The sequence below is a fragment of the Burkholderia sp. E168m15 genome, assembly GCF_016586105.1.
Classification (GTDB): Bacteria; Pseudomonadota; Gammaproteobacteria; order Burkholderiales; family Burkholderiaceae; genus Burkholderia; species Burkholderia orbicola.
Map to the genome: position 1 here is coordinate 19,380 of NZ_BCPO01000159.1, position 14,109 is coordinate 33,488.

A 14,109-nucleotide genomic window follows, 5' to 3' on the forward strand; every position below is an offset into this window, starting at 1 on the left:
ATACGCGATGAAACCCTTCTCCCTGCCCCGCCGCCCCGCGCTCACCCTGTGTGCGGCCGCGTGCCTGCTCGCCGGCTGCACGGTCGGCCCCGACTACCACGGCGCGCCCGCCGCACCGGATGCATCGACCTTCGTGCGTGCGCCGGCCACTGGCGTCGACACCGCGTCGCCCGCACCGAGCGCGTGGTGGCATGCACTGAACGATCGCCAGCTCGACGCGCTGATCGTCGCCGCGCTCGTGTACAACCCCGATCTGCACGCCGCGCAGGCCCGCTTGCGCGCGGCACGCGCACAGCTCTCGCAACAGCGCGCCGCGCAGATGCCGAAATCGTCGGCCACCGTCGCGGCCATCCGCATGCGCGAGCCGGACGTCAGCGCGCTCGGCTCGCTGCTGCCGTCGAACGGCTCGGAGCAATCGGGCGGCACGTCGCCGTCGCTCGGCGGCTCGGGGCCGCTGCAACTCTATTCGGCGGGCTTCGACGCGACGTGGGAAATCGACCTGTTCGGCGGCACGCGCCGCGCGGTCGAAGCCGCATCCGCCCAGGCCGAAGCGGTCGATGCCGATCTCGCCGACACGCAGGTGTCGATCGCGGCCGAAGTCGCGAATGCGTATGTCGACCTGCGCGACCAGCAGCAACGACTTGCGTTGTCGAAGCGCACCGCGCAACTGCAACAGCAGATGCTCGAACTGACGCAGCAGCGCCGCGCGCGCGGCGTCGCGGCCGATGCCGACATCGAGCGACTGACGACGCAGGTCGAGAACACGCGCGCGTCGCTGATCCCGCTCGACGCCCAGGTGACCGAATCGCTCGACCGGCTCGCGATCCTGACGGGCCGCGCGCCGGGCGCGCTCGACGCCGCGCTGTCGACCCCGGACGCGGCATTGCCGACGCTGCCCGGCAGCGTCGCGATCGGCGATCCGGCCACGCTGCTGAAACAGCGCCCCGATATTCGCGCGGCCGAACGCCGGCTTGCGTCCAGCAATGCGCAGATCGGCGAGCATGTCGCCGACTATTTTCCGAAGGTGACGTTGCTCGGCGATCTCGGCTTCAGCGCGACGGACCCGGGCCATCTGTTCCGCAAGCAGAATTTCACGTGGGTCGGTGCGCCGTACCTGCAATGGAACATTCTCGACTTCGGACGCACGCGTGGCGCGGTACGCGCGGCAGAAGCATCGCGCGATGAAGCGGAGGCGAATTATCAGAAGGCCGTGCTCGGTGCATTACAGGATGCCAACACCGCGTTGCAGCGTTACGGGCATCAGCGCGAGCACGTCGTCGCATTGACGAAGGTGCAGACGTCGGCCGTTCATTCGCGCGCGCTGATGGACCAGCGCTATCGCGCGGGCGTCGCGTCGATGATCGACCTGCTCGATACGCAACGTGAAGCGTTCGCCGCGCAGCAGAACGTGATCGCCGGGCAGGCCGAACTGATCAAGAACTACGTGTCGGTGCAGAAGAGCCTCGGGCTCGGCTGGCAGACGAGCGCCGGTTGACGCACCGCCGCAAATCATGCACGACCAATGCATCATGCTCGTTGAAACAATCCAGCAATAACTCATTGCGCGCGCAACAATCCCGCTTCGTTTCTTGCGCAACGAACGAGCTCGCGCCGCATCGACCCCACGGCTATCGAAAACATATCGAATATCAATTAGCCAATCGTCTGACGATCTCTTCTAATTCAGTCGGCTTCCCCACCACCGATCGGATTCAAGGAGTTCCATCGTCATGTCCTCATCTTCCCATCGCGTGCTGCGGCACGCAGTCGCCGCAATCTGCGTGGCACTCTCCGCCTCTCCGTACGCCGCCGAACTCACGCGCGACACCGGCGCGCCCGTCGGCGACAACCAGAATTCGCAGACGGCCGGCCCCGCCGGCCCGGTGCTGCTGCAGGATTCCGCGCTCATCGAGAAACTGCAGCGCTTCGATCGCGAACGCATTCCCGAGCGCGTCGTGCATGCGCGCGGCACCGGCGCATTCGGCGAGTTCGTGCCGAGCGCCGACATCTCCGACCTGACGAAAGCGAAAGTCTTCACGCCGGGCACCCGCACCCCCGTATTCGTGCGCTTCTCCACCGTGATGGGCTATCGCGGCTCGCCCGAGCAGGCGCGCGACCCGCGCGGCTTCGCGGTGAAGTTCTATACGCAGCAGGGCAACTGGGACATGGTCGGCATCAACTGGCCGGTGTTCTTCATTCGCGACGGCATCAAGTTCCCCGACTTCGTGCACGCGAACAAGCCGAGCGCCGTGACCGGCGTGCAGGACCCGAACCTCGCGTTCGACTTCTTCGCGCACACGCCCGAAGCGACCCACATGCTGACGCGGCTGTACACGGACGAGGGCATGCCCGATTCGTATCGCCGCATGGACGGCTTCGCGGTGCATGCGTTCAAGTTCGTCAATGCGCAAGGCGACGTGCACTACGTGAAGTTCCACTGGAAGAGCCAGCAAGGCGTGCACGGCCTGCGCCCGCAAGAAATCCCCGCGTCGATCGGCCGCGACTGGAACCTGATGACGAACGACCTGTACGGCGCGCTCAAACAGGGCGATTTCCCGAAGTGGGACCTGTACGTGCAGGTGCTCACGCCGAAGGATCTGAACCGCTTCGACTTCGATGCGCTCGACGATACGAAGGTGTGGACCGGCGTGCCTGAACGCAAGATCGGCACGATGACGCTCAATCGCGTGCCCGACAACTACTTCCAGTCGACCGAGGAATCGGCCTTCGCACCGTCGCGCCTCGTGCCGGGGATCGAGCCGTCCGAGGACCGGATGCTGCAGGATCGCCTGTTCGCGTACGCCGACACGCAGATGTACCGGCTCGGCGCGAACTACATGGATTTGCCGATCAATCGCCCCGTTGTGCCGGTCGTCAACAACAACCAGGACGGCAAGATGAACGCCGGCGACCGCAAGGGCGAGGTGAATTACGAACCGTCGACGCTGAACGAACTCGCGCAGGACCCGCAGTACAAGTCGGTCCGCATGACGCTCAGCGGCACGACGCAGCAGGAAGCGATCCGCAAGAAGCTGCCGTTCCGTCAGGCGGGCGAGTACTACCGTAGCCTGTCGCAGCAGGACAAGGACGACCTCGTCACCGCGTTGTCCGGCGACCTCGGCCAGGTGAAGAATGCGCAGAACCAGTACGCGATGCTGTCGTACTTCTACAAGGCCGACGCAGACTACGGTACGCGTCTCGCACAGGCCGTTCACGCGAACGTCCAGCAAGTGCAATCGCTCGCGGCGAAGCTGAGCGACAACTGATCCCCGCGACTCCGGTCGCTGCCGACGTGTGCGACACGCGCCGCGCACGTCGGCCCGGCCACTTCATCAGGACACCCTCATGCGATCCGAACGCTTCCCCCACACGATCCGTGCGGCCGTGGCAGCGCTCGCGCTGGCCGCGCTCGCCGGCTGCGCGCACCTGCCCGACCAGCCGACGTACGGCAAGGCCGACCCTGCCGCGCTGCGCCGCTATGACGGCGACTGGTTCGACGCCGCGCGCGTCGGCCGCGTCGATATCCTGCGCGCGTTGCACGATGCCGGCTATCCGGTCGACGCCACCGACAGCCACGGCTATACGGCCGTGATTCTCGCGTCGTACGACGGCCAGCCCGCGGCGCTCGACTACCTGTTGTCGGTCGGCGCCGATGCGTGCGTCGGCGATCGTCACGGCAACACGGCGCTGATGGGCGCCCTCTTCCGGAACGAGCCCGACATCGCGCGACGCCTGATCGACACGCGCTGCCCGATCGACCAGACGAACGGCGCCGGCGAAACCGCGCTGGGGTTCGCGACGCTGTTCAACCGCTTCGAGCTGATTCCGCTGCTCGTCGCGCATGGCGCGAATCCGAACCATGTCGACCGGCGCGGCCAGTCGCTGCTTCAACTCGCGCTGACGCACGACAACACGTATGCGGCGGACGCCCTGCGAAATGCCGGCGCCAAACCGTAGCGCGCCCGCGCGTCAAATGGCGCGCCCCATTCGCTGACCCGATCCACGTCGCCATCGCGCGATGCCGGCGCCATGTCGTGCACGTGTGCGCCCAGCGGCCCCGTCATGGCCAGCCAGCTGCAGACGCACCGCGCCTCGTCGTGCAGTTCCCCCGGTCCCCCTGCCGGCTCGATCTTTAACCACCAGCGCGAGCCGACACGCGCATCGAGCCGAAACACCGCGCGCCCGACACCGCGCCGCACCCTGTTCGTCCGAGCATTCCGCTTCGGCTCATCCCCTCCTTTCGGCGCCTTTCGCCGCCTCCATCGAATCTCCATCTTTCCGCATCAAAGCCCCCAACTAATCCAAGCACACTCCGCCCCGTCAAAGCAGGCAGTGGGCTGCCTGCGCTTCCTGGAGTCGCTATGAAGAATCAGAAACGATGCTGCCACGGTGCCGTATGCGCGCTGGTGGCGGCAATGCTGGCGGGGTGCGGACCGTCCGAGCAGCAGGCCGCCGCCCCGGCCACCCCGGTCGCGGCCATGACGGTGGCCGCCACGCGCGTCGACGTGACCGAAGACCTGCCGGGCCGCGTCGCGGCCGTGCGGGTGGCCGAGATCCGGCCGCAGGTGAGCGGCATCGTGCAACGCCGGCTGTTCGAACAAGGCACCGAAGTGCGCGCCGGCCAGCCGCTGTTCCAGATCAATCCGGCGCCGTTCAAGGCGGAGATGGACACGGCTGCCGCCTCGCTGCAGCGTGCGCAGGCCGCGCTCGAGCGCGCGAAGGTGCAGACGGCGCGCTTCAAGCCGCTCGTCGAGGCCGACGCGATCAGCCGCCAGGTGTACGACGACGCCGTATCGCAACGCGACCAGGCCGCGGCCGACGTCGCGCAGGCCCGCGCGACGCTCGCGCGCCGCCAGCTCGACCTGAAGTTCGCGACCGTGGAAGCGCCGATCGCCGGCCGCATCGACCAGGCGCTCGTGACCGAAGGCGCGCTGGTGTCGAGCAGCGACAGCCAGCCGATGGCGCGCATCCAGCAGATCGACCAGGTCTACGTGGACGTGCGGCAACCGGCCGCCTCGCTCGAGGCGCTGCGCGACGCGCTCGCGTCGCAGCCGCAAGCGTCGGACGGCAACGGCCTGCCGGTCGACGTGCTGCGCGACGACGACACGCGTTACGACGTGCGCGGCCGCATGCTGTTCTCGGGCGTCAACGTCGATCCGGGCACCGGCGACGTGCTGCTGCGCGTGCTGGTCGACAACCCGAAACGCCAGTTGCTGCCGGGCATGTACGTGCGTGCCCGGATTCCGCGCGCGCACTACGCCAACGCCGTGATGGTGCCGCAACAGGCCATCGTGCGCGCCGGCGGCAAGCCGCAGGTGTGGGTGCTCGACGCGAAAGGTACCGCTCGTCTGAAAGCGGTCGAGGTCGGCGAACTGACGAACCGCAGCTATCGGATCAAATCGGGCCTGCAGGCCGGTCAGAAGATCGTCGTCGAAGGCATGGAGCGCCTGACCGACGGCGCACCGGCTGCCGCAACCGACTGGAAGTCGCCTGACGCGGTCGCCACCGCGTCCGCGCACTGAGTCACGAGGAGCCTCCAGCCATGGCTGAATTCTTTATCCGACGCCCGGTGTTTGCGTGGGTGATCGCGCTCTTCATCATCCTGACGGGGCTGATCGCGATCCCGCAACTGCCGGTCGCGCGCTACCCGTCGGTCGCGCCGCCGTCTGTCACGATCACCGCGAGCTACCCGGGCGCCACGCCGCAGACGATGAACGACGGCGTGCTGAGCCTCATCGAGCGCGAATTATCCGGCGTCAAGAACCTGCTGTACTTCGAATCGTCGGCCGATACCTCGGGCCAGGCACAGATCACCGTGACGTTCAAGCCCGGCACTAATCCGGAGATGGCGCAGGTCGACGTGCAGAACAAGATCAAGTCGGTCGAGCCGCGCCTGCCCGCCGCCGTGCGTCAGAACGGACTAATCGTCGAATCCGCGTCGTCAGGGTTCCTGATGATCGTCAGCCTGCGCTCCGACAACGGCCGCTTCGACGAAGGCGCGCTCGCCGACTACATGGCGCGCAGCGTCTCCGAGGAACTGCGGCGCATCGACGGCGTCGGCCGTGTGCTGCAGTTCGGTTCGGAGCGCGCGATGCGCATCTGGGTCGATCCGCAGAAGCTGATCAATTTCGGCCTGTCGATGAGCGACCTGACGACCGCGATCGGGCAGCAGAACGTGCAGATCGCACCGGGCAGCCTCGGTGCGCTGCCCGCGCTGCCGGGCCAGCGCGTGACCGTGCCGCTCACCGCGCAAGGTCAGCTCACCACACCGGAAGCGTTCGCGAAGGTCGTGCTGCGCGCGAATGCGGACGGCTCGAAGGTCGTGCTCGGCGACGTCGCCCGCGTCGAACTCGGCTCGCAGAACTACACGTTCGTGAGCCGCGAGAACAACAAGCCGGCCACCCTCGCCGGCGTGCAACTCGCGCCGGGTGCCAACGCGGTGAAGACCGCGGACGCGATCCGCGCCCGCATGGCCGAACTGAGCAAGTCGATGCCGTCGGGCATGAGCTACTCGATCCCGCTCGACACGTCGCCGTTCGTGAAGATCTCGATCGAGAAAGTGCTGCACACGCTGCTCGAGGCGATGGTGCTCGTGTTCCTCGTGATGTACCTGTTCCTGCAGAACGTGCGCTATACGCTGATCCCGGCCATCGTCGCGCCGGTCGCGATGCTCGGCACGTTCACGGTGATGCTGCTGACCGGCTTCTCGATCAACGTGCTGACGATGTTCGGCATGGTGCTCGCGATCGGCATCATCGTCGACGATGCGATCGTCGTCGTCGAGAACGTCGAACGCCTGATGGCCGAGGAAGGACTGTCGCCGAAGGACGCGACGTCGAAGGCGATGAAGGAGATCACCGGCGCGATCATCGGCGTCACGCTGGTGCTGACCGCGGTGTTCCTGCCGATGGCGATGGCGAGCGGCTCGGTCGGCGTGATCTACAAGCAGTTCACGCTGTCGATGGCCGTGTCGATCCTGTTCTCCGCGCTGCTCGCGCTGACGCTCACGCCGGCCCTGTGCGCGACGATGCTCAAGCCGATCGCAGCGGGTCATCACGAGAAGCGCGGCTTCTTCGGCTGGTTCAACCGCCGCTTCGATCGCCTGACGAAATGGTACGAGACGCGCGTCGGCCGCCTCGTCGGTCGCACGGGCCGCGTGATGCTGGTGTTCGTCGCGATTTCGGGTGCACTGGTGCTCGGTTTCCGCAGCCTGCCGTCGTCGTTCCTGCCGGACGAAGACCAGGGCTACTTCATCACCAGCTTTCTGTTGCCCGCCGACGCTACCGCCGAGCGTACGCACGACGTGGTCAAGACGCTGGAGAAGCATCTTGCTTCGCGTCCGGCAATCCAGTCGAGCATTTCCGTGATCGGCTACGGCTTCTCGGGCCAGGGCTCGAACGCGGCGATCAACTGGTCGGTGATGAAGGACTGGAAAAACCGTGGCGGCGCGTCGACGATCGAGGAAGGCATGCTCGCGCAGCAGGCGATGGCCGGCGTGACCGAAGGCACGGTGATGAGCCTGCTGCCGCCGGCGATCGACGAACTCGGCAACAGCTCGGGCTTCTCGATGCGTCTGGAAGACCGCGCCAACCAGGGCGCGGCGGCGCTCAAGGCAGCGGAAGTCAAGCTGCTCGAACTCGCCGCGCAAAGCAAGGTCGTGACCGGCGTGTACCCCGACAGCCTGCCGGCCGGCACCAGCATCCGCCTCGAGATCGATCGCGCGAAGGCGCAGGCGCTCGGCGTGTCGTTCACGACGCTCAGCGACACGCTGTCGACCGCGATGGGTTCGACCTACGTGAACGACTTCCCGAACGCAGGCCGCATGCAGCAGGTGATCATCCAGGCCGACGCGCCGGCACGCATGCAGATCGACAACGTGATGAAGCTGTACGTGCGCAACGCGGCCGGCGGCATGGTGCCGCTGTCCGAGGTGGTGCGCCCCGTGTGGACCGACACGCCGCTGCAGATGGTGCGCTTCAAGGGCTATCCGTCCGCGCGTATCGCCGGCAACGCGGCGCCCGGCCAGTCGAGCGGCGCGGCGATGGCCGAGATGGAACGGCTCGCCGCGCAACTGCCGCCGGGCTTCGCGGTCGAGTGGACCGGCCAGTCGCTACAGGAACGCCAGTCGGCGTCGCAGGCGCCGATGCTGATGGTGCTGTCGATGATCGTCGTGTTCCTGGTGCTCGCCGCGCTGTACGAAAGCTGGTCGATCCCGCTGTCGGTGATGCTCGTGGTGCCGCTCGGCCTGATCGGCGCGATCGGTGCGGTGCTGTTGCGCGGGATGCCGAACGACGTGTTCTTCAAGGTCGGGATGATCACCGTGATCGGCCTGTCCGCGAAGAACGCGATCCTGATCGTCGAGTTCGCGAAGCAGTTGCGCGAGGAAGGCAAGGGCTTGATCGAAGCGGCCGTGCAGGCGTCGAAGCTGCGCCTGCGCCCGATCCTGATGACCTCGCTCGCGTTCGGCCTCGGCGTCGTGCCGCTGATGATCGCGACCGGCGCCAGCGCCGAAACGCAGCACGCGATCGGCACTGGCGTGTTCGGCGGCATGGTGACCGCCACGGTGCTGGCCATTTTCTTCGTCCCTGTTTTCTTTGTGTTCGTGATGAGTATCCAGGAGCGTATCGGCGCATGGCGGGCTTCCCGCAAGCAGCCGGCTTCCCCGACTCACGAACAGGAAGGTTGATGCCATGCGATTGCTTATTCTTCCCCTCGTCCTCGCGCTGTCGGCCTGCTCGCTGGCGCCCACGCTGGTCAAACCGTCGATGCCGGTGCCGACGGCCTACACCGCCGCCGCTGCCGCCAATCCCGACGCGAACGCCGCCGACCTCGGCTGGCGCACGATGTTCGGCGACCGCCGCCTGCAACGCCTGATCGAGCTCGCGCTCGAGCACAACCGCGACCTGCGCGTGGCCGCGCTGAACGTCGAGGCCGCCGAAGCGCAGTACGGCATCCAGCGTGCCGCGCGCCTGCCGTCGATCGGCGCCGGCGCGAGCTTCACGCGTCAGCGTACGTCGGACGACACGCAGTCGAATCCGCCGCTGTTCGGCGCGACGCAGAACCAGTACGGCGTCAACGTCGGCATCAGCGCGTTCGAGATCGACCTGTTCGGCCGCGTGAAATCGATGTCGGATGCGGCGTTCGCGCGCTACCTCGCGACCGATCACGGCCGCCGCGCGGTGCAGATCTCGCTCGTCGGCGGCGTGGCGGACGCGTACTTCGCGGAACGCCTCGCGCACGAGCAACGCCAGTTGTCCGAACGCACGCTCGCCGACTGGCAGCAGTCGCTCGATCTCGCACGCCGCCTGAAGGAAGCGCATCAGGCGAGCGGCGTCGACATCGCGCAGGCCGAAGGCCAGGTCGCGAGCGCGACGGCCGATCTCGAAGCGCGCACGCGCGCCGTCGAGCAGGCACGCAATGCATTGCGCCTGCTGATCGGCACCGAGCTGCCGAAGGATCTGCCCGAGCCGCTGCCGCTTCAGCAGCAACCGGTGATGACGCAACTGCCGGCCGGCTTGCCGTCCGAACTGCTGTTCCGTCGCCCGGATATCCAGCAGGCCGAACAAAATCTCGTCGCCGCGAATGCGGACATCGGCGCCGCGCGCGCCGCGTTCTTCCCGCGCCTGTCGCTGACGTCGTCGATCGGCTTCCTCAGCCCCGCGATGGGCAGCCTGTTCGACGGCGGCCAGCGCGCATGGAGCTTCGCGCCGCAGGTCACGGTGCCGATCTTCCAGGGCGGGCGGCTGCGTGCCGAGCTGCGTCTCGCGGAAGTGCGCAAGTCCAGCGCGGTCGCCGAGTACGAACGCGCGATCCAGGCCGCGTTCCGCGAAGTGGCCGACGGCATCGCCGGACGTGAAACCTTCGGCCGTCAGATCGAAGCCCAAACGCGCGTGGTCGGCTCGGCCGAACGCCGCGCCGACCTGTCGAACCTGCGTTATCGCGCGGGTGTCGAGGGGCGGCTGGAGCTGCTCGATTCGCAGCGGCAGCTCTATGCGGCACGACAGGCGCTGCTCGATCTGCGCCGCAGCGAGCTCGGCAATGCCGTCGCGCTGTACAAGGCGCTCGGCGGCGGCCTGACGGACCAGGACGTCGCACCGTCGAAGCGCGTGATGCAGAACTGAACGAACGGCGCCGTTCCGTCCCGCGCGGCAGCGTGGCGAAACGGTGCGCTCCGGCCCGGCAACGAGCCGCCCCGCTTGTTCGACACAGCACGGCACACTCCATGACGAATTCCCTGATACTGATTGCAGAAGACGAGCCCGACATCTCGGACATCCTCGATGCGTACCTGAAACACGACGGCTTTCGCACCTACCGCGTCGCCGACGGGCAAGCGGTGCTCGACATGCAGCCGCACCTGAAGCCCGACCTGATCCTGCTCGACGTGAAAATGCCGCGGAAGAACGGCTGGGACGTGCTCGCCGAACTGCGACGGCGCGACAACACGCCCGTCGTCGTCCTCACCGCGTTCGATCGCGATCTCGACCGGCTGCAGGCACTGCACGCCGGCGCGGACGACTACATCGTCAAGCCGTTCAACCCGGCCGAGGTCGTCGCGCGGTTGCGCGCGATCCTGCGCCGGTCCGCCGCGCCGCCGACCCTGCGCATGCTGCGCGTCGGCGACCTCGAGATCGACACCGACAGCTATCTGGCCCGCGTGCGCACAGCGGGCACCGAGGTGCCGATCACACTGACGCTGACGGAGTTCCGGCTGCTCGCGCACATGGCGAGATCGCCGAGCCGCGTGTTCACGCGCGGCGAATTGCTCGACGCGTGCATGGCCGACGTCAGCGCGCTGGAACGCACGGTCGACAGCCACATCTGCCGGCTGCGCAAGAAACTCGAACAGGCCGGCGCACCGGGCATGCCCGAAGTGATGCGCGGCGTCGGCTACCGGCTGCGGGGCGTGCAGTGACGCCGCCGGTCAGGCCCGGTCGGCAAATCGGGCAGACGATCGGCCTCGCCGCGATCGTCGTCGTGTTGCTCGCCGGCACCGTTGCGTTCGTCGTCCATGCACTGCATGCGCCGGCCGCGTTGCCGCACGACGCGAGCGCCGACGCGATGCTCCGCAGTGCGTCCACTTACCTGGTGCTGGCGACGGCGCTGTTCGTCTGCCTGCTGGCCGCCGCGTTCGACCTGTTCAGGCTGCTCCGCCGCATGCTCGCGACGCTCGACGCGATGGCGGACACCGCCGGCCGGATCGTGGCCGGCGATCCGTCGGCGCGCACGGTTTCCCGCGACGGCTGCCCGGCCGACCTCGCGCGCTTCATCGACCACTTCAATGCGATGACTCACTCGATGAAATCCACGAATCCTTCCGATGCGACGGCCACCGTCGCCAGCAGCAGTCGCGTCACGCTCACCCACCTCGCCGAACTCGAAACGCGGCTCGACGCCATCAAGGCGCTCGCCACCGATGATGCGGACGCTTCCTCGCGCGACGCGCTGCTTCAGCATGTCGACGCGCTGTTCCGGTGTGTCGAAGACCTTCAGGTAACCGAACGACAGGCGCCGGCGATTCGAACATTTCCTCGATAACGAACAGCCGTTTCAATACGCATCGGAAAGGATCGGCGAAGTCGCTTTCGGTATTACCTGCGTTACCGGTTTCGAACATTACAAAAAGCCACCGATCTTTTCAAAATCATTGCGGTTTATCCGATTTAATTTTATTTCATATAATCAAAAAAAGTTTGACACCGCGCTTTCGTTCTTGATACCGTCCGATGCAAGCAATCCGACGGATTGCCCGCCACGCAAACGATTCCGCTCCACGTTTTTTCGCTTCCGCTGCACCGAAGTACGCGCCGCCGAATGATGCGTTCGCCCGCCGGCGCGTGCAGTATCCCGATGCATTTCAATGGACGGCTGCCATCCGGCAGCGGGCCGAAGGATCGAATCAAATGAGCAGGACAACGAAGCTGTTGCTCTAGCAATCCCGCCCGCGCCGACTCCGGCGCGACTGCCCCGCCCTGCGGCGCAGCTTTCCCGTTACCGCGTTTTCCGTATTTCGCCTCCGGAGAAAAACCGCTTTCCGGATCGGGCGAAAGGCCCTGTCGCGTCCGTGCCATCCGCCCGCATGCGACAGAAAGCGGCGGTGCATGACCCGCACCGCTGTCGACCGTTGTTGTTCGTGCCGTTCGTTGTTCAACCGGAGGGGTAATTCAAATGAATCAGGTTGCAAACAAGAATCAAAAGCACATTCGCGTCGTCAAACTCGCATTCGCCGCAGCAGCAGCCGCGACGTTCGGCATGGCGACCGCCCATGCCGCGCCCGCGGCCGGCTGGACGGAAACGCACACCAAGGGCTTCCTGCCGCTCGTGCAGCAGAACGAAGCCGGTACGGCCGGCGCGCCCGCGGCGAGCACGGCAGCCGCTGCCGCCTCCGCGATCGACATGGCGCCCGGCGAATCGGTGGACATCGTGCTCGGGCTGAACCTGCGCAACGAAGCCCAGCTCGACCAGTACCTGCGCGACCTGCATACGCCCGGCTCGCCGCACTACCGGCAGTTCCTCACGCCGGCGCAATTCGCCGCGCAATATGCGCCGACCGACCAGCAGGTCGCCTCCGTCGTCGCCCACCTGCGCAAGGCCGGCTTCGTGAATATCGTGGTCGCGCCGAACCGGCTGCTGGTCTCCGCGTCCGGCACCGCGGGCACCGTCCAGTCCGCGTTCCGCACGACCCTCAAGCGCTTCACGCGCAACGGCCGCAGCGTCTATGCGAACACCGACGCCGCGCAAGTGCCGAACGCGATCGGCAACGTCGTCGGCTCGGTGCTCGGCCTGCAGAACGTCGAGCTCGTGCATACGGGCGCGGGCAGCAAGCCGCAAGGCAACACCAGCAACCTGACGATCCCGGCCGGCGCGTCGGCGGTGCCGCACAATCCGACCGAGTTCTCGTCGATCTACGGCGGCGACGGCACGCCCACGGCCTCGCAGACCACGGTCGGCATCATCTCCGAAGGCGACCTGTCGCAGACGGTGAGCGACCTCAATACGTTCGCCGCGAACAACGGCCTCGGCACGATCAGCAGCAGCATCGTGAAGACGGGCCCGGCCGGCAGTTCGTACACCGACACCGACGGCACCGTCGAATGGAACCTCGACAGCCAGTCGATCGTCGGCGCGGCCGGCGGCAGCGTGAAGCAGGTCGTGTTCTACGTCGCGCCGTCGATGACGCTCACCGCGATCACGGCCGCGTACAACAAGGCCGTGACCGACAACGTCGCGAAGGTGATCAACGTGTCGCTCGGCGTGTGCGAATCGTCCGCGAACAGCACCGGCTCGCAGGCAACCGACGACACCATCTTCAAGCAGGCGGTCGCGCAAGGGCAAACCTTCTCCGTTTCCGCCGGCGACCACGGCGCGTACGAATGCGCGAGCGGTACGCCGTCGCGCTCGACCTACACGGTGAGCGAGCCGGCCACGTCGCCGTACGTGATCGCGGTGGGCGGCACGACGCTGTTCACCAATACGTCGACCAATGCGTACAACAGCGAGATCGTCTGGAACGATCCGAGCTGGCAGCCGGGCACCGTGTGGTCGACGGGCGGCGGGTACAGCAAGTACGAGGCCGCGCCGACGTGGCAATCGTCGACCCTCACCGGCTCGACCAAGCGCGCGCTGCCCGACGTCGGCTTCGACGCCGACCTGCGCACGGGTGCGATTCTCGTCGTGAACGGCCAGACGTCGGACACGCTGTGGGGTTCGGGATACCTGAACAACGAAGGCGGCACGAGCCTCGCCGCGCCGATCTTCACCGGCATCTGGGCGCGGCTGCAGTCGGCCAACAACAACGCGCTCGGGTTCCCCGCGTCGAGCATCTACAAGTACTTCCCGACCAACGCGGCGCTGCTGCACGACGTCACGTCCGGCAACAACGGCAGCGGCACTTACGGCTACAAGGCGAAGGCCGGCTGGGATGCGACGACGGGCTTCGGCAGCGTGAACATCTCGAAGCTGAATACGTTCATCCAGAGCACGTCGGATTTCGCGCGCTGATGGGCCGTTGACCGAACCGGGTACGGTTGCGCAACGCATCACGTGCGCCGCAGCCGTACTCAACCGCGTTGAAGAAACCCGCGAAGGCCTCGCAACCTTCGCGGGTTT

Annotated in this window: 9 protein-coding genes; all 9 read left to right on the forward strand. The window is 66.8% G+C overall.

Going from position 1 to position 14,109, the window contains the following annotated elements; translation table 11 throughout:
- Positions 1-7: 7 nt before the first annotated feature.
- The 9 genes from JMF86_RS23065 (at position 8) to JMF86_RS23105 (ending at position 14,001) form a co-directional block, all read left to right on the forward strand.
- Positions 8-1,495 carry an efflux transporter outer membrane subunit gene (locus JMF86_RS23065; RefSeq protein ID WP_011548132.1) on the forward strand — a complete coding sequence of 496 codons (1,488 nt, stop codon included), beginning with the start codon at positions 8-10 and terminating at the stop codon, positions 1,493-1,495.
- A 235-nt stretch (positions 1,496-1,730) separates the two neighbouring features.
- Complete coding sequence (locus JMF86_RS23070; protein WP_011548133.1) at positions 1,731-3,266, forward strand: catalase; 1,536 nt, start codon at positions 1,731-1,733, stop codon at positions 3,264-3,266.
- A 79-nt stretch (positions 3,267-3,345) separates the two neighbouring features.
- Complete coding sequence (locus JMF86_RS23075) at positions 3,346-3,957, forward strand: ankyrin repeat domain-containing protein (RefSeq protein WP_011548134.1); 612 nt, start codon at positions 3,346-3,348, stop codon at positions 3,955-3,957.
- A 404-nt stretch (positions 3,958-4,361) separates the two neighbouring features.
- Positions 4,362-5,522 carry an efflux RND transporter periplasmic adaptor subunit gene (locus JMF86_RS23080; RefSeq protein ID WP_011548135.1) on the forward strand — a complete coding sequence of 387 codons (1,161 nt, stop codon included), beginning with the start codon at positions 4,362-4,364 and terminating at the stop codon, positions 5,520-5,522.
- Between the two features lie 20 nt (positions 5,523-5,542).
- The gene (locus tag JMF86_RS23085) at positions 5,543-8,686 is read left to right on the forward strand and encodes an efflux RND transporter permease subunit (protein WP_011694690.1); all 3,144 of its coding nucleotides are present in this window, start codon (positions 5,543-5,545) and stop codon (positions 8,684-8,686) included.
- 4 nt (positions 8,687-8,690) lie between these two features.
- Entirely contained in the window at positions 8,691-10,121 is a 1,431-nt protein-coding gene (locus tag JMF86_RS23090) for an efflux transporter outer membrane subunit (RefSeq protein ID WP_011548137.1), read from the forward strand.
- Between the two features lie 101 nt (positions 10,122-10,222).
- On the forward strand, positions 10,223-10,915 hold the full coding sequence (locus JMF86_RS23095; RefSeq protein ID WP_011548138.1) for a response regulator: 693 nt from the start codon (positions 10,223-10,225) through the stop codon (positions 10,913-10,915).
- A 119-nt stretch (positions 10,916-11,034) separates the two neighbouring features.
- Positions 11,035-11,538 carry a histidine kinase gene (locus JMF86_RS23100; protein ID WP_226292253.1) on the forward strand — a complete coding sequence of 168 codons (504 nt, stop codon included), beginning with the start codon at positions 11,035-11,037 and terminating at the stop codon, positions 11,536-11,538.
- Positions 11,539-12,168: 630 nt separating this feature from the next.
- Complete coding sequence (locus tag JMF86_RS23105; RefSeq protein WP_011548140.1) at positions 12,169-14,001, forward strand: protease pro-enzyme activation domain-containing protein; 1,833 nt, start codon at positions 12,169-12,171, stop codon at positions 13,999-14,001.
- Positions 14,002-14,109: the final 108 nt, after the last annotated feature.

Bases quoted from the DNA above. Each gene is read 5' to 3' on its own strand.
- JMF86_RS23065 (WP_011548132.1), top strand. From the start codon at position 8: ATGAAACCCTTCTCCCTGCCCCGCCGCCCCGCGCTCACCCTGTGTGCG.
- JMF86_RS23070 (WP_011548133.1), top strand. From the start codon at position 1,731: ATGTCCTCATCTTCCCATCGCGTGCTGCGGCACGCAGTCGCCGCAATC.
- JMF86_RS23075 (WP_011548134.1), top strand. From the start codon at position 3,346: ATGCGATCCGAACGCTTCCCCCACACGATCCGTGCGGCCGTGGCAGCG.
- JMF86_RS23080 (WP_011548135.1), top strand. From the start codon at position 4,362: ATGAAGAATCAGAAACGATGCTGCCACGGTGCCGTATGCGCGCTGGTG.
- JMF86_RS23085 (WP_011694690.1), top strand. From the start codon at position 5,543: ATGGCTGAATTCTTTATCCGACGCCCGGTGTTTGCGTGGGTGATCGCG.
- JMF86_RS23090 (WP_011548137.1), top strand. From the start codon at position 8,691: ATGCGATTGCTTATTCTTCCCCTCGTCCTCGCGCTGTCGGCCTGCTCG.
- JMF86_RS23095 (WP_011548138.1), top strand. From the start codon at position 10,223: ATGACGAATTCCCTGATACTGATTGCAGAAGACGAGCCCGACATCTCG.
- JMF86_RS23105 (WP_011548140.1), top strand. From the start codon at position 12,169: ATGAATCAGGTTGCAAACAAGAATCAAAAGCACATTCGCGTCGTCAAA.